Consider the following 15,973-nt stretch of genomic DNA (forward strand, 5'->3'; position numbering starts at 1 on the left):
TTGCTAACTATATAAAATATTTAGGAATAAAGACTATGAGTTACGATAACAACAATATCTTCGCCAAAATCTTACGTGGTGAAATGAGCTGCTTAAAAGTTTATGAAGATGAACACACCTTAGCGTTTATGGATATTATGCCGCAAGCAGATGGCCACACCTTAGTTATTCCTAAAGAAGCTGCCGAGACCTTACTCGACCTGTCTGATGACGCCGCTGCTGCCACCATTAAAACGGTGAAAAAAGTGGCAAATGCGGTTAAGCAGGCCATGGATGCTGAAGGCGTGAGTTTAGTGCAATTTAATGGTGCAGCTGCTGGGCAAACGGTTCCTCATATTCATTTCCATATTATTCCTGGCTCTTTAGCCGAAGCGCGTAGCCATGCTAGAAATATGGTGGACAATGAAAGCCTGCAACCTTTTGCTGATAAAATCTCAGCCTTATTGGCGAGTTAAGGACATGATAGCTAGAGCCTGCTTTTATTTAAGAGCAGGCTCGACTAACTGGCTCAGAGTTACTTAATGGCCACCAATGAGCCAAAATTAAAACACTGAAACCAAAGTTCACTGGCCGAAAAACCTGCGTCAGCAAAACGTTGTTTATGTTGCTCTATGGTATCTGGTACCAATACATTGTCTAAAGAACTGCGTTTTTGGCTGATTTCTAATTCGCTGTAGCCATTGGCTCGCTTGAAATCTAGATGAAGTTCGCTAATTAAGCCTTGAATACTTGCTTGGCTAAAATGAAATTTTTCACTCACTATTAATATTCCGCCAGCCTTCATGCCTTTGTGAATTTTTTTCAGCAACGTTAAACGTTGTTCTTGGGCAACAAACTGCAGAGTGAAGTTAAGTACTACTACAGACGCCTCACTTATTTCAATATCGCAAATATCCTCGCAGATAACGGCAACTGGCACAGAGCCACGAAAAGCATCTAAATGTTTTTGGCAGCGCTCAACCATGGCAGGTGAGTTATCTACGGCAATAATCTCTACGTTTTCTTGTTTTACCGCACGGCGCATCGCAAGTGTGGCTGCACCTAGAGAACAGCCTAAATCATACAGCTTGCTATTAGGCTGGTGGAACTGTTCAGTTAAGTGTCCAATGGTGGAAATAATGTTGCTGTAACCAGGCACAGAACGTTGAATCATGTCGGGGAATACTTCCGCAACTTGATCATCAAATTTAAATTCGCCCAGCTGAGTAATGGGTTGAGAGAAAAGTTTATCTTTGCCTTGCATGGCGGAGTCTCGTAGAAAACGTGTGTGAATTAAGCGCTAATAATCGTAAAGCGAGCTATTGTAACCAGCAAATTCCTGCTTGTCTTTGGCAAATTTAAGTCCTTCGCTAGATTTATTGCTCTATCACTATTCTTATTTGTAGTCGCTTTCCTTTATACTATCGCCCTTTCACTGAACAAAGCTAACAAGTGCTTTGCTCAAGATGATTATTCGCTGAAATTTTAAAACGTAAAACGGGAAAGGCCAAATGCGCACTGTTTACTGTGGACAAGTAACCAAAGAGCTAGTTGATCAAGAAATAAATTTAGTGGGTTGGATAAATCGACGCCGTGATTTGGGCGGTGTGATCTTCATCGATTTACGTGACCGTGAAGGCATTGTGCAAGTGGTGTTTGATCCCGATCGTGAAGACGTATTTAGCACAGCAAATAGCTTGCGTAATGAGTTTTGTGTTCGACTAAAAGGTCGTGTGCGTGCTCGTCCAGATAGCCAGATAAATAGCGATATGCGTACTGGTGAAGTTGAGTTGTTAGGTTTAGAGCTTGAGATTTTAAACCGTTCAGCACCATTGCCGTTAGATAGCAATCAAGACAACTCGGAAGAGCAGCGCTTAAAATACCGCTACTTGGATTTACGTCGCCCTGAAATGAGCGAGCGTATGGTGTTCCGCGCCAAAGTAACCGGCTTTGTTCGTCGTTTTATGGAAGACAATGGCTTCTTAGATATTGAAACGCCAATTCTAACCAAAGCTACGCCAGAAGGCGCGCGTGATTACTTGGTGCCAAGCCGCACTCACAAAGGCCAGTTTTTTGCCTTGCCTCAGTCACCGCAAATCTTTAAGCAATTGCTAATGATGTCGGGCATGGATCGTTACTACCAAATCGTAAAATGTTTCCGTGATGAAGATTTACGTGCTGACCGTCAACCGGAATTTACGCAGATTGATATTGAAACTTCATTCATGAGCTCAGACGAAGTAATGGCTGTTACTGAGCAAATGGTTCGTGAGCTATTTGTTTCGATGTTAGACGTAGATCTTGGCGAGTTCCCGCAAATGACTTACGCAGAAGCAATGCGTTTGTACGGTTCAGACAAGCCCGATTTACGAAACCCTATGCAGTTGGTAGACGTTGCTGACTTGCTTAAAGATGTTGAGTTTAAAGTATTCTCAGGCCCTGCAAATGACGAAAAAGGCCGTGTAGCGGTATTACGTGTACCGGGTGGCGCAACACTTTCTCGTAAGCAAATTGATGATTACGGCAAATATGTTGGGATTTATGGGGCTAAAGGTCTTGCCTGGATGAAGGTGAATGACTTAGCTGCAGGTTTTGAGGGCTTACAATCTCCTATTCTTAAGTTCTTAAACGAAGAAGTTGCCAAAGGCATTGTTGAGCGCAGTGGTGCGCAAGATGGTGACTTGATTTTATTTGGCGCAGATAAAGCTAACGTTGTATGTGAAGCCATGGGCGCACTTCGTTTGAAAGTGGGTGAAGACTTAGGCCTAGTATCTGATGAGTGGAAGCCACTTTGGGTTGTCGATTTCCCAATGTTTGAAGAGGTGGATGGTCAATTCCACGCGATTCACCACCCATTCACGGCTCCTGTAGCTGGTGTATCGGCCGAGCAACTGGCCGCGTCTCCAGCAGGTGTACTATCTAATGCCTATGATATGGTGCTTAATGGCTGTGAGCTTGGTGGTGGTAGTGTACGTATTCACAAACAAGATATGCAAGCTGCGGCCTTTAAAGTGCTAGGTATTAGTGATGAAGAAGCACAAGAAAAGTTTGGTTTCTTGTTAGAAGCTCTACAGTACGGTGCTCCACCTCACGCAGGTTTAGCTTTTGGTTTAGACCGCTTAGTGATGTTAATGACCGGTGCAAGCTCAATTCGCGACGTGATGGCTTTCCCTAAAACTGCCACTGCGGCTTGTCCGCTAACTAGTGCACCTAGTGCAGCTAACCCGGTAGCTCTCGAAGAGTTAGCATTAAATGTAAAACTGCCTGAATAGTTTTAAGCAAAGTAAAAAAGGCGAGCATTTAGCTCGCCTTTTTTGTATCGATTAACCCTTAAAAACCAGTTAACTACTGTGACTAGAGTGACTCGGCGATTGAGGGATTTTGAACAAGGGATGCAAGTGCAAAACATTGCCATCTTTATCCAATAATGCGCCTTTCTCGTTACATTGTTGATAAAAGGCCAAGGCTTCTTGCTTAGTTTGCGGTCGACCAAAGAAGTAACCTTGTACTTTGTCAAAGCCATTTTTCTTTAGCCAATTGGCATGCTCTAGAGTCTCCACTCCCTCTACCAGTATTTCGTAATCGAGAGTGTCCATTAGCGTACGCATACTTAATACAATATTTTGGGTAGACACAGAGGTAATGGCGTTATGACCAAACTCACGGTCAAACTTAATTTTGTCACAGGCTAGGTTGCTTAAGTAGCTGAGTGAAGTAAAGCCCTTACCAAAGTCATCGAAGGCTACGCGAATACCCGCGGCTCTAATTTCATTGAGTTGGGATTTAACTTGCTGGTAGCTTTGTACTGCAACACTTTCGGTAATTTCAAGTTCTAGGTAATTACTGCCTACGTTTACGGTTTTAAATTTGCTGATGAGTTTTTGAGCGAAGTGTTTATCTTCAAATTGTCGGCCACTGATATTGAAGGCAATGGTTAACTCTTCGTAGCCCTTGCTTGTAAGCTCTTCAAGCAAGGCTAAAGATTTGTCGATTACCCAGTAACCCAACGGCAGTATGTGGCGGCCTGATTCAACGGTATCGAGGAACTGTCCGGGATTCATCAGACCTTGAGTAGGGTGATTCCAGCGGAGTAATAATTCAAAACCGGTGACTCGTTGGTGTTGCATAGACACTTGTGGTTGCAAGTATAGCTCTAGTTCATTGTTACTCATGGCATTTTGAAATTGGTTCTCGATGGTGAACACCATGTCGTTCTGACGAGCTAATTCAATATCAAAATGGGTGCAGCAGTTCCTACCTTTACGTTTTGAAGAATACATGGCTAAGTCAGCATATTTTACTAACAGTTGCGGCTCGTATTCGGCTTGCTTGGCGGTGGCAATACCAATACTTAGAGTCACTTTCATCGAAATACCGGAAATAGTAATGTCGCGAGATATCTCTTGAGCCAGGCTATAAGCAAAGCCCAATACACTGTCTTTGTCTTTTTGATTGATAAGTAGAGTGAACTCATCGCCGCCAAGTCGGAACGTACTTGAAGCGAATTGACTGAGTCGCATAATGCGCTTGGCCACTTGTACTAATAGTAAATCACCAAAGTCATGGCCTAAGGTATCGTTAATGGTTTTGAAGTTGTCGAGATCAATGTAAATCAGGCTGAGCTCTTCGCCTTGCTTAGCTGCTTCTTCTAATGCTTCACTAAGTTGCTTCAAAAAAGCCGTTCGATTAGGCAACTCTGTGAGTGGATCTTCCATGGCCATTTTCTCAAGAACTTTGGTATTAGCCGCGATGCTTGAGCGCATTTCTGAAAAGCTGTTGGCAAGCTCAATGGATATGTGGTCTAAGGAATCAAATTCATCATTAAATAGGTGTAACTTGTTTTGTGGCTTGTAGCTTTCGTTCTCTAAAATAGTCGGTAAGCTGGCGGTGTGGTAGCGCAGGTTACTCAGTGGGCGGCGCATCAGCAAAAGGCCAATCGCAATGGCCAGGGCCATGGTAAACAATAGCAGCATAGTTAGCTGGTTTTCGAAGCGAGTTTGTAAGAAAACTTGTTCGCTCCAATCCTTTAGAATCACCAACTTAAGGGTACTATTTGAACTGTCTTTAATGGGGTAGAGCTTACCAACAATGGTTTTATCTTCTACTTTAAACTCCATATTGTCGTGATGCCGATACTCTATGGCGCTGTCGAACCATTGCTGGCTTAATACCTGAGTATTGGTGGCTAACAATATGCTTTTGTATAAAGGACGGTCTAAATCGACTATCGCCAGCTCAATATCATCACGCTGGGTTACGTTAATTAAGGCATCTGCTAATTCAAGTTGAAAGGCTAAAACCCCTTGCTCCGCGTTGCGGGTTCTAATTGGCAGGGAAATCCATAAATGACATACTTCGAAACATTCGATGAGGCGCATTGGTTTAGAGCGCAAGGTGACTTGTTCAAGTAGCTCTTTGGGAGGAGGAGAGTCAAGTACGCTACAGGCATAATTATCTATGGCAAATACCGTACAACCGTTAGCAATTGGCATTAACCATTGTAAATCTGGTAACTGCCTATTTAGGTAACGTTCCAGGTCTTGCATGCTTTCTGCTTGGCTCAGAAGGGTTTGAGCTTCAAAAATGTATGTGATGCTATCGCTTAAGCGTTCTATTTGGTCGTTGAATTCTAAAGCGTAGTTATCTAAATAGCTTAATTTTAATTGGGCTTGTTGTTTTTGATAGTGCTCCATTGCGGTTAAACCAAAAATAGAGACAACAATGCCCGCCGCGAGAATGAGCACCAAAGTGAGTTTTAGTCGCACGCTAACGTAGCGATTTTTTAGATCCACCAAGGGGAACTTGCTTAACTTCATTGGCTATTCCATTGATTTAGCATAAGGCAATAAGTGACTAATTAATTGCTTACTTACTAAGCATAGAGTGAAATATCAAAAGCGGTAACTTAGTTGCATTGCAAACAAGCGCCAATACCGTTCAGGATTGTTGGTTCGAGTGGGGTTTAGGTCTCGAACAGGGGGAAGCATTGAGGTTCCTACAAACCAATGGTGTTCCAGTTTTAGCTGAAAGTTACGATGGAAATTCCACGTTGCTCCAATGGTAAAATCTTCGAGATCGCGCAAGTTGGTTTCAATGTCATCATCGATAAAATGGCTGTTATCGTAGCGAGCGAGCAAATTCCACTGCTGATTTACAATGAAAATACCTTGCAGATAATAGGCATTCATATCGATGCTGCCGTCAAAAATTGGCGCTAAGGGTTTAGCAGCATCGTTTTTTCCTTCAGCATAAGTACCACCACGTCGCATGGTGAATTCACCCGTTAGTTCGTAGCGCTGTTGCGAATACTGCAGCGAAGCAATGTATTGGTCGGTATCAATAGTAAAATCGAAGGGTAAACGCACCGGACTAGCCGGTGGCGCTAAATCTATCGAGTCTTTTAAGTGCATTTTTAAACGACGATACTCTAGGCCCAAGTACCAATTGGCGTTGGGGCGAGCTGAAAAGTGTATTGAACTATTCCACTCACTTTCAAAAGTGCCCCCTTGGTCTTGCCCAAAAAAGCGCCGACTAAAGCTTTCATCAAAGGCTTCTTTACCAATGGATGCCGCGAATGTGTATTGTTGGCCACTTAGCGTGAAATAGTCTAAGTCTAGCCTTACGCCATCGGCCCTTAAACTCTGTTCTTTAAGGATGTGCGGGTAAACCGATAGCGGCAGTACAATACTGGGGCGAGTAAAAGGCACGTCTCGGGTTTCACCATAAATTCCGTTGGAAATTTTGAAACGGCCAAACTTAAAGCCAACTTCCCAGTCTTCGTTTGTAGGAACTTTGTAGTTAAGGCTTAAATAATCTACATCTAAACCAGATTCGAACCAATCGCCGCTCTCTTGGGCAATCACTAATCCTGAAACAGACCAATTTGGGTTGATATACCAAAAGCCTCGAAGACCTGCTTCGAACAATGGGCCACTATCACCAGAGTTATAACCGTAATAATTGTTTGCGTTTACGTCGATATAACTGGCAGACACAAAGCCGCCCCAAGAGAGTTTACCTTTAGCCTGAGCGGGAAAAATGACAACGCTTAAGCTAGTCAACAACAGTAGAATGAAGTTCTTCATTGCTCACCTCTTGGCTGGTGTATCCAATAGCGTTGGGATTATTTTTTATGGTGTCTAACATTTCTTGTTCAGAGTTCACGATGGTTGGAGCAATAGCGGTACCCGTGTAAATTTGGCGTTCCCAAATTCGGGTTAGCTGATAGGGAAACAATTTGAGTGCGTCTAAACAAAACTGTTTATGTAACTCGTTGTTGTCATCCATAACGACCAGTTCGATGATTTGACCATCAGGCCAGTTTTTTTGTCTTAGTGAGAAAATGGCACGGATCTGCTTAGCACTTAGCTCAGCCTGTTGGCTTGAGTGAGTAAGTAGCCACACCTCGGCATGAATGGGTATGCTAATGCTGACTAAAGAGAATAACGCAACAATTTTTACAGCAATCGCCTGCCGTTTTAAAAACTGAGATAATTTGCGCCAATAAATTACAATCATAGCCTTCCGTGGTTAGCTCATAACTATTGTGTTAAAGATTATGTCTTTAAATATAGGCTAATTTTTTCAATAAGTTAAGCTAAATGATTTTTTGTTTAGCATTGTTTAAATATCCAACAGGAAGTCTTGGCTTGTTATTATTTTTATTAGAATTATCAATAGAAAGGGTGTTTCTTAAGTTAAATGTTATCTCATAATTATGTAATATATATGAATGACATTACACTTTATGTGGTTTGTGCTTTCAGCTAAAACGGCCGATTAGTTTGTTTCATGTCTATGTCTTCAGTCTTAAAGCTCTTTATCGAGCTAGATCATTGTTCAATTAATTAATCCTAGGCTTGTCATATTCTTAGCGTTTATCATCTTGGTTAAACCAAACTTAGGGGAATTCGATGGCGGGTCACAGTAAATGGGCCAATATTAAGCACCGTAAAGCTGCTCAAGATGCTAAACGCGGTAAAGTGTTTACTAAGTTTATTCGAGAGCTAACAGTAGCTGCTAGAGAGGGAGGCTCTGATCCCGATGCTAACCCTAGACTTCGTGCCGCTATTGATAAGTCTTTGTCGAACAATATGACGCGCGACACCATTAATCGTGCAGTACAACGAGGTGCTGGTGAACTCGACGGACAACAGTTGGAAACTGTTATCTACGAAGGCTATGGGCCTGGAGGGACAGCGGTTTTAGTAGAAACAATGACTGATAATCGCAATCGCACCGTATCAAGTGTTCGACATGCTTTTTCCAAAAGTGGTGGCAACCTTGGCACCGATGGTAGCGTTTCATATCTTTTTGAAAAGAAAGGGGTGATATCCTACCCAGCAGGCAGTGACGAAGACTCAATTATGGAGGTGGCTTTGGAAGCTGGTGCCGATGATGTACTAAGCCACGATGATGGAAGCGTTGATGTATATACGAGCCCAGAGGAGTTTGGCGGAGTTAAAGATGCACTAGATGCCTCTGGTATCGTGGCTATTAACTCTGAGGTTACCATGGTTGCATCAACACAGGCCGAGCTAGACGCAAACACCGCACCTAAGCTGCTGCGGCTAATAGACATGCTAGAAGATGATGACGATGTTCAAGAGGTTTATCACAACGGCGAGATATCCGATGATGTTGCAGCGCAGCTTTAATTAACCGTGAGCATTATTTTAGGCATTGATCCCGGCTCGCGGATCACCGGATACGGACTTGTTAAACAAGCCCATGGACGAATAGAGTATTTGGGCAGTGGTTGTATTCGCACCAATGAAAAAGATTTACCGCTCAGGTTAAAACAAATCCACGCTGGAGTGAGTGAAATTATCACTCAATTCTCGCCCGACGAGTTTGCCATAGAACAAGTTTTTATGGCCAAGAATGCTGATTCAGCGTTAAAGCTTGGTCAAGCTCGTGGCGCGGCGATTGTATCAGCAGTAAGCCAAGACTTGCCTGTGGCAGAGTATTCGGCGCGGCAAATAAAACAAGCAGTGGTAGGAACTGGAGCAGCAGATAAATCACAAGTTCAACACATGGTGACCCAACTTCTAAACTTGTCGGCAAGCCCACAAGCAGACGCAGCTGATGCCCTTGCTGTCGCTTTATGTCATTGCCATACCAGACAAGGCTTAATTGGTATGGCGGGTAAAGTTCGAGGTACAGTGAGGCGTCGACTACGCTAATTTATTGTATGAAAAAACAACAGTCAGAAGTTTTTTTTGAATTATTCTGCGTAACTAATTGAAACCACCAAGTTTGACCCAATATATTGCTGATAGAGATTATTAGCTAAGGTAAAGAGGACGACATGACCTTAGAGCGTTCAGAACGTTTCGAAATTCCCGTATTACCGCTGCGCGACGTGGTGGTATATCCGCACATGGTTATTCCATTGTTTGTTGGTCGTGAAAAATCTATCCGTTGCTTAGAAAGTGCAATGAGCCAAGACAAGCAAGTATTGCTAGTGGCTCAAAAGGACGCAAGCAATGACGACCCGCAGGTTGACGACCTATACACAGTAGGTACCGTTGCTAATATTCTTCAATTACTTAAGCTGCCTGATGGTACCGTTAAAGTACTGGTAGAAGGTAGTCAGCGCGCTAAGCTCGAGCAAATTGTTCAAGAAGAAGAATACTATGTGGCTGCTGCTGAGTATGTAGTATCTGCACAGCCCGATGAAAAAGAGCAAGAAGTAATGGTGCGCTCTGCCATTAGCCAATTTGAAGGCTACATCAAGCTAAACAAGAAGATTCCGCCTGAAGTGCTTACTTCTGTTTCTGGCATAGATGATGCGGCGCGTTTAGCCGACACCATGGCTGCTCACATGCCGCTCAAGTTAGAAGACAAACAGTCGGTGCTTGAAATTGCCAGTATTCCAGAACGTCTTGAATACCTAATGGCAATGATGGAGTCCGAAATCGATTTGCTACACGTTGAGAAAAAGATCCGCGGACGTGTGAAAAAGCAAATGGAAAAAAGCCAGCGTGAGTATTACTTAAATGAGCAAATGAAGGCCATCCAAAAAGAATTGGGTGAGTCGGAAGATGGTCAAGACGAGTTTGAGCAGCTTTCTCAACGCATCGATGAAGCAAAAATGCCTGAAGAGGCAAAAGAGAAAACGCTTGCCGAGCTCAACAAGCTTAAAATGATGTCGCCAATGTCGGCAGAAGCCACTGTAGTGCGCGGTTATGTTGATTGGATGCTTAGTGTTCCTTGGGTTAAACGCTCAAAAGTGAAGCGTGATTTAGCCAAAGCCGAGCAGGTGCTTAATCAAGACCATTACGGTTTAGAGAAAGTAAAAGAACGTATTTTGGAATACTTGGCAGTGCAAAGCCGAGTCAACAAACTTAAAGGTCCTATCCTTTGTTTGGTAGGTCCTCCAGGTGTAGGTAAAACCTCACTGGGCCAATCTATCGCCAAATCAACCGGACGTAAGTACGTACGTATGGCCTTAGGTGGCGTGCGTGATGAAGCTGAGATTCGCGGGCACCGTAGAACGTATATTGGTTCTATGCCGGGTAAGTTGATTCAAAAAATGTCTAAAGTGGCGGTGAAGAACCCACTATTCTTGCTTGATGAAATTGACAAGATGGCATCTGACATGCGCGGCGACCCTGCCTCTGCATTGCTAGAAGTATTAGACCCAGAGCAAAACAATAGCTTTAACGATCATTATCTTGAAGTCGATTACGACTTATCAGATGTAATGTTTGTTGCTACCTCAAACTCAATGAATATTCCTGGTCCATTGCTTGACCGTATGGAAGTGATTCGTTTGTCGGGCTATACCGAAGACGAAAAACTCAATATTGCTAAACAGCACTTAATTAGCAAACAGATCAAGCGCAATGGTTTGAAAGAGCACGAAATAGTTATCGAAGATAGCGCTATCATTGGCATTATTCGTTACTACACCCGTGAAGCTGGTGTGCGTAGCTTAGAGCGTGAGATCTCAAAGTTGTGTCGCAAAGCAGTAAAAGAAATTTTGCTAAACAAAGACACCAAGAAAGTAGAAATACGCCAAGATAACCTCAGTGAGTACCTTGGTGTGCAGCGTTGTGATTATGGCAAAGCCGATGAGAACAACCGTGTTGGTATGGTAACAGGCCTTGCTTGGACTGAAGTGGGCGGTGACTTGTTAACTATCGAAACAGCATCGGTGCCAGGCAAAGGTAAACTTAGCTATACCGGTTCTCTTGGTGATGTGATGCAAGAGTCTATTCAAGCAGCCATGACTGTGGTCAGAGCCCGCGCGGATAAGTGGCGCATTAACAGCGACTTCTATGAGAAACGTGATATTCACGTACACGTACCGGAAGGTGCAACACCAAAAGATGGCCCAAGTGCCGGTATTGCAATGTGTACTGCTTTAGTTTCTAGCCTAACCGGCAATCCGGTAAAAGCTGAAGTCGCGATGACCGGTGAAATTACCTTACGTGGTGAAGTATTGCCGATTGGTGGCTTGAAAGAGAAGCTATTGGCTGCGCATCGCGGCGGAATTAAAACCGTTCTTATTCCACAAGAAAATGAACGTGATTTAGAAGAGATACCAGAAAATGTTATTGGCGACCTTAAAATCATTCCAGTTCGCTGGATTGAGCAGGTTCTGGAAGCGGCTTTAGAGCAAAATCCTGAAGGCTTTGAAGTAAAAGCTTGAGTCAATGCAAATAAACGATATTCAATGGTGAAATAGTACTTGCCAGCCTTGTTCAAGGGCTATAGCCTAAGGCTGGCAAGGAAGCCGTTGATAACAATATTGATGGTATATTTTAACTAAATGTAGACTGACGAACCTCATTCTGAGCCGCGATTATTAGGGAAGCTTCCCTGCGGTGAGAAGAAAAGGAATAACAACAAGGGGAACCAATTGTGAATAAAGCTCAACTCGTAGACAAAATCGCTGAAGGCGCTGACATTTCTAAGGCCGCTGCAGGTCGTGCGCTGGATTCTTTCATTGACGCGATTTCAGATACACTTAAAGAAGGCGACAACGTTGCTTTGGTAGGTTTCGGTACTTTCCAAGTTAAAGAACGTTCAGCCCGTACTGGTCGTAACCCTCAGACTGGTGCAGAGATCCAAATTGCCGCTGCTAACGTACCGTCGTTTAAAGCAGGTAAAGCGTTAAAAGACGCTGTAAACTAACTGTCAGACGCAATTGCGATCTGTCAAAGGCGCATCCATTCGATGCGCTTTTTCATTATTTAATGTGGTAAAGAGTAATTAAGCATGTTGGAAAAGCTCCGTGAAGGAAGCCAAGGTCCGGTAGCCAAAATCATCCTAGGTTTGGTCATATTATCTTTCGCTCTGGCTGGTGTAGGTAGCTACATCGCAAGCCCTAGTGAGCAATTAGCAGCTGAAGTTAATGGTGAGTCCATTAGCCGAGCAGAGTTTGATCAAGCTTATCAAAATGAGCGTGCCCGCTTAGAAAGCCAATTTGGTGCTGCGTTTAATCAACTAGCTGCTGACCCAAGCTACATGGCCCAGTTTAGAAGCAACGTATTAGACCGAATGATTGGTGAGCGCTTGTTAGACCAAGCTGCAGAAAGCTATGGTTTACGCGTAAGCGACGCGCAAGTTAAATCACAAATTTTAGGCATGCAAGAATTCCAAGTTGATGGTCGTTTTGATAACGAGCGTTACTTAGCTGTTCTTTACCGCGCCAACCTCCAACCTGCTCAATTTCGCGATATGATTCGCAACGACTTAACCCGTCGTCAATTGCAGCAAGCTTTGTTAGGTAGTGAGTTTGCGCTACCAAGTGAAGCTGAGTTGCTGGTTAAGCTAAATCAACAAACTCGTGACGTGCGCTACGTTACGGTTCCTGTTGCTAAGTTTGCTAACCAAGAAGCGCCAAGCGAAGAAGACTTACTGGCTTACTACGAAGAACGTAAAAACACTTTCCGTACTGAAGAGTCGGTAGATGTTGAGTACATCGTAGTTGATGCCGAGAAAATTGCTGCAAGCATAGAAGTTAGCGAAGAAGACATTCAACAATTTTACGATGCAAATCAGTTAACTTATTCACAACCAGAGAAGCGTAAAGTTGCCCATATTTTGGTTGCTGATGAAGCTAAAGCTGAAGAGCTGTTAGCTAAAATCAATCAAGGTGAAGAATTTGCTACGCTAGCCGCTGCTGAATCTGAAGATACTTTTAGTGGTCAGGAAGGTGGTGAACTAGATTGGTTTGAAAGTGGCGTAATGGCTCCTGAGTTCGATGCTGCTTCATTCGCACTTGTTAATAACGGTGACGTAAGTGAAGTTGTTAAAACAGAGTTTGGTTATCACCTTATTAAATTGCTAGATGTTCAAGAATCTCAAGCGCAACCTTTAGAAGAAGTGAAAGAGCAAATTAGTCAGCGCCTGCAACAAGAACAAGCACAAGATGCGTTCTATGAGCAAGCTCAGCGTCTTGCTGAAGTATCTTTCGAAATTCCAGATTCATTAGTTGATGTTGCTAGCGAAACGGGCTTAGAAGTTGAAACTGTTAAAGGTTTAACTCGCGCTAGTGCTAATGGTGCCTTAGGCGAGCCTCAGGTAATTAATCAACTATTTAACTTAGACTTCATCGCTGAAGGCTTAAATAGTGATGCAATCCAGTTGTCAGACAACAGTTCAATTGTTGTTCGTGTTATGGCTCACCAAGCTTCAGAAGTTAAACCTTATGAAGAGGTTAAAGCACAAATTAACACTGCACTTACTCAGTCTCGTTCAACAAAGGCCGCACAAGATTATGCAGATAGCCTAATTGCTGCGCTTGAGAGTGGTGAAGGCATAGATGCTTTGTTGTATGAGCAGCAACTTAAACTGGATTCTAAGTTTAAGGTAGCTCGTGATAGCCAAGACTTTGAGCCTCAAGTGGTACGTCATTTATTTATGATGGCAAAACCTTCAGAGCAAAAAGTAGCGAGCCGCATTACTACGATGAGCGGTGACCAACTGGTTATTCAATTAACAGCAGTTAACGAAGCAGAAACCGTTGATGCCAGTGAAACTAATCAATGGTTACAACAACTTAGCAATGTTAAAACTGAAGCAAGTTATCAAGTATTGATTGATGTCTTAAAAAGCAAAGCAGAAATCCAAAACTTGTTGTAAGCTTAGTGCTTACGTAAGATACTGAAAAAAGGACGTTTTACGTCCTTTTTTAGTTTTGGAGAACAATGTGAAGAAATCCATTGTGCTGCTTATAGCACTTCTTGGTATCGGTTTAGGCGTGACGTCTTTTGTTTACTTTGCTTATCCAGAGTTGGTTGGCATAGAGCCTGAGCTTAAAGTAAATCCTATTGTAGGTACTTGGGAAGCAGAGCATGATTTTTATGGCAAGAAAGAACGCCTTGTATTCTCAGAGGATGGCCAAGTTAAATCTGGCAGCCGGGTAGCGACCAAATACAAGATAAATGGTAATCGCGTGGTGGTGACCTCAGCGGATAAAGTGATTGAATACCGCATTTCAAAAGATGGTCAAACATTGGATGCATACTTGCCAAGAGCAGGGCGTATTCGTTATCAAAGAATTAATTAAAAAAGCCCTTAACAGCAACTGTTAAGGGCTTTTGTGGTTGTTAAGCTAGTTATTAGTCTAAGGTTACTACTTCAAACGGCACTGCTGTTGCAACATCTTCTTCGTAATCAACACCTTCAACGCCGAAGCCAAATAGCTTCAAAAACTCCGCTTTATAGTATTCATAGTCAGTATGTTCTTTCAGGTTCTCGGTGGTAATTTGTGGCCATAGGTCAACACAAGCTTGTTGAATATCTTCACGTAATTCCCAATCATCTAAACGCAGACGATTCTGCTCATCTACAGGAGCTTGTTCACCTTCTAGGTACAAACGTTCATTGAATAAACGATAGATTTGCTCCATACAGCCTTCGTGCAGACCTTGTTCTTTCATGATTTTGAAAACCATCGAGATGTATAAAGGCATCACAGGAATTGCGGAACTTGCTTGGGTAACAACACTCTTAAGCACTGCAACGTTGGCTGAGCCTTGCTTACTGCTTAGTTTTTCATTAAGAGCTGTTGCAGCGCGATCTAGGTCCATTTTCGCTTTACCTAAGGCACCATCCCAATAGATTGGCCAAGTTAGCGCGGTGCCAATGTAACTGTAGGCAACGGTTTTACAACCTTCCGCTAGCACGCCGGCTTCATCTAAGGATTTAATCCAAAGCTCCCAGTCTTCACCACCCATTACCGTTACCGTATCAGCGATTTCTTGCTCGGTTGCAGGCTCAACGCTTGCTTCGATAATGGTATCTTTATTGGTATCAACAGCTGTTGCTGTATAAGTTTCACCGATAGGTTTTAAGCTAGAGCGAATCAGTTCTCCGCTGTCAGGTAATTTACGAACTGGAGAGGCTAGCGAGTAAACCACAAGGTCAATCTGTCCAAGATCTTGTTTAATTAAGTCAACAGCGGCTTGTTTTGCTTGATGTGAGAATGCGTCACCATTGATACTTTTAGCATAAAGGCCGGCTTCATGCGCTTTTTGGTCAAATGCAGCAGCATTGTACCAACCAGCAGTACCAGGTTTCTTTTCAGTGGCTGGTTTTTCGAAAAACACGCCAATAGTTGCGGCATCGCTACCAAAAGCTGCCGCGATGCGCGATGACAAACCATATCCGCTTGAAGAACCAACCACCAATACTCGCTTAGGACCATTGCTTACTTTGCCTTGCTGTTTGGTGTAATCGATTTGCTCTTGTACATTAGCCGCACAGCCTACCGGGTGAGTGGTGGTACAGATAAAGCCTCGGATCTTGGGTTTGATGATCATACTAATTCCTTTAAGGTGTCCGATAATAAGGCGCTGAATACATGAATGTTATAGCGCTAAAAAATGCAGTGATTCTAGCATGTTTACCGCTAAAGTTGCATTTAGCCTAGCTGATCAGAGCAGTTAAATAGGGAGGAATTAAGTTTTATTGTGTCGTTAGTTTATAGACACTATCTTAGGCGATGTAAATTTATTATCAAAAGAACTATACATTA

The 15,973-nt window shown here is 43.1% G+C and carries 13 protein-coding genes; 8 read left to right on the forward strand and 5 right to left on the reverse strand.

Annotated features, from left to right (window positions below):
* The first annotated feature begins 35 nt into the window (after window positions 1–35).
* Window positions 36–455, forward strand: a complete 420-nt coding sequence (locus OAG1_RS08640) for an HIT family protein (protein ID WP_338625754.1) — start codon at window positions 36–38, stop codon at window positions 453–455.
* 59 nt (window positions 456–514) lie between these two features.
* Here the strand turns inward: OAG1_RS08640 and cmoA are convergent, their stop codons facing one another.
* Entirely contained in the window at window positions 515–1,243 is a 729-nt protein-coding gene (gene cmoA, locus OAG1_RS08645) for a carboxy-S-adenosyl-L-methionine synthase CmoA (RefSeq protein WP_338625756.1), read from the reverse strand.
* 247 nt (window positions 1,244–1,490) lie between these two features.
* Between cmoA and aspS the strand changes: the two genes are divergently transcribed.
* Entirely contained in the window at window positions 1,491–3,251 is a 1,761-nt protein-coding gene (gene aspS / locus OAG1_RS08650; RefSeq protein WP_338625758.1) for an aspartate--tRNA ligase, read from the forward strand.
* 69 nt (window positions 3,252–3,320) lie between these two features.
* Here the strand turns inward: aspS and OAG1_RS08655 are convergent, their stop codons facing one another.
* The 3 genes from OAG1_RS08655 to OAG1_RS08665 form a co-directional block, all read right to left on the reverse strand.
* Window positions 3,321–5,795 carry an EAL domain-containing protein gene (locus tag OAG1_RS08655; RefSeq protein ID WP_338625760.1) on the reverse strand — a complete coding sequence of 825 codons (2,475 nt, stop codon included), beginning with the start codon at window positions 5,793–5,795 and terminating at the stop codon, window positions 3,321–3,323.
* A gap of 75 nt (window positions 5,796–5,870) precedes the next feature.
* The gene (locus OAG1_RS08660) at window positions 5,871–7,064 is read right to left on the reverse strand and encodes a hypothetical protein (protein ID WP_016402629.1); all 1,194 of its coding nucleotides are present in this window, start codon (window positions 7,062–7,064) and stop codon (window positions 5,871–5,873) included.
* Window positions 7,033–7,497: a hypothetical protein gene (locus tag OAG1_RS08665; RefSeq protein ID WP_338625762.1), complete on the reverse strand. Its 465-nt coding sequence runs from the start codon at window positions 7,495–7,497 to the stop codon at window positions 7,033–7,035. The genes OAG1_RS08660 and OAG1_RS08665 overlap by 32 nt, the downstream gene beginning before the upstream one ends.
* Window positions 7,498–7,892: 395 nt before the next feature.
* On the opposite strand from OAG1_RS08665, the gene OAG1_RS08670 reads away from it, so the two are divergent.
* The 6 genes from OAG1_RS08670 (at window position 7,893) to OAG1_RS08695 (ending at window position 14,503) form a co-directional block, all read left to right on the forward strand.
* Entirely contained in the window at window positions 7,893–8,636 is a 744-nt protein-coding gene (locus OAG1_RS08670; protein WP_338625764.1) for a YebC/PmpR family DNA-binding transcriptional regulator, read from the forward strand.
* Window positions 8,637–8,642: 6 nt separating this feature from the next.
* The gene (gene ruvC, locus OAG1_RS08675; protein WP_338625766.1) at window positions 8,643–9,164 is read left to right on the forward strand and encodes a crossover junction endodeoxyribonuclease RuvC; all 522 of its coding nucleotides are present in this window, start codon (window positions 8,643–8,645) and stop codon (window positions 9,162–9,164) included.
* Between the two features lie 125 nt (window positions 9,165–9,289).
* A complete protein-coding gene (gene lon / locus OAG1_RS08680) occupies window positions 9,290–11,638 on the forward strand; it encodes an endopeptidase La (RefSeq protein WP_163133485.1) in 2,349 nt (782 codons plus the stop codon).
* 212 nt (window positions 11,639–11,850) lie between these two features.
* On the forward strand, window positions 11,851–12,123 hold the full coding sequence (gene hupB, locus OAG1_RS08685; RefSeq protein ID WP_016402624.1) for a nucleoid-associated protein HU-beta: 273 nt from the start codon (window positions 11,851–11,853) through the stop codon (window positions 12,121–12,123).
* A gap of 84 nt (window positions 12,124–12,207) precedes the next feature.
* On the forward strand, window positions 12,208–14,076 hold the full coding sequence (locus OAG1_RS08690) for a SurA N-terminal domain-containing protein (protein ID WP_338625771.1): 1,869 nt from the start codon (window positions 12,208–12,210) through the stop codon (window positions 14,074–14,076).
* Between the two features lie 67 nt (window positions 14,077–14,143).
* Entirely contained in the window at window positions 14,144–14,503 is a 360-nt protein-coding gene (locus OAG1_RS08695; protein WP_016402622.1) for a DUF2850 domain-containing protein, read from the forward strand.
* 52 nt (window positions 14,504–14,555) lie between these two features.
* On the opposite strand, the gene fabV is transcribed toward OAG1_RS08695, so the two are convergent.
* Window positions 14,556–15,758: an enoyl-ACP reductase FabV gene (gene fabV / locus OAG1_RS08700; protein ID WP_152781049.1), complete on the reverse strand. Its 1,203-nt coding sequence runs from the start codon at window positions 15,756–15,758 to the stop codon at window positions 14,556–14,558.
* Window positions 15,759–15,973: the final 215 nt, after the last annotated feature.

The organism is Agarivorans sp. OAG1 (genome assembly GCF_037076485.1).
Classification (GTDB): domain Bacteria; phylum Pseudomonadota; class Gammaproteobacteria; order Enterobacterales; family Celerinatantimonadaceae; genus Agarivorans; species Agarivorans albus.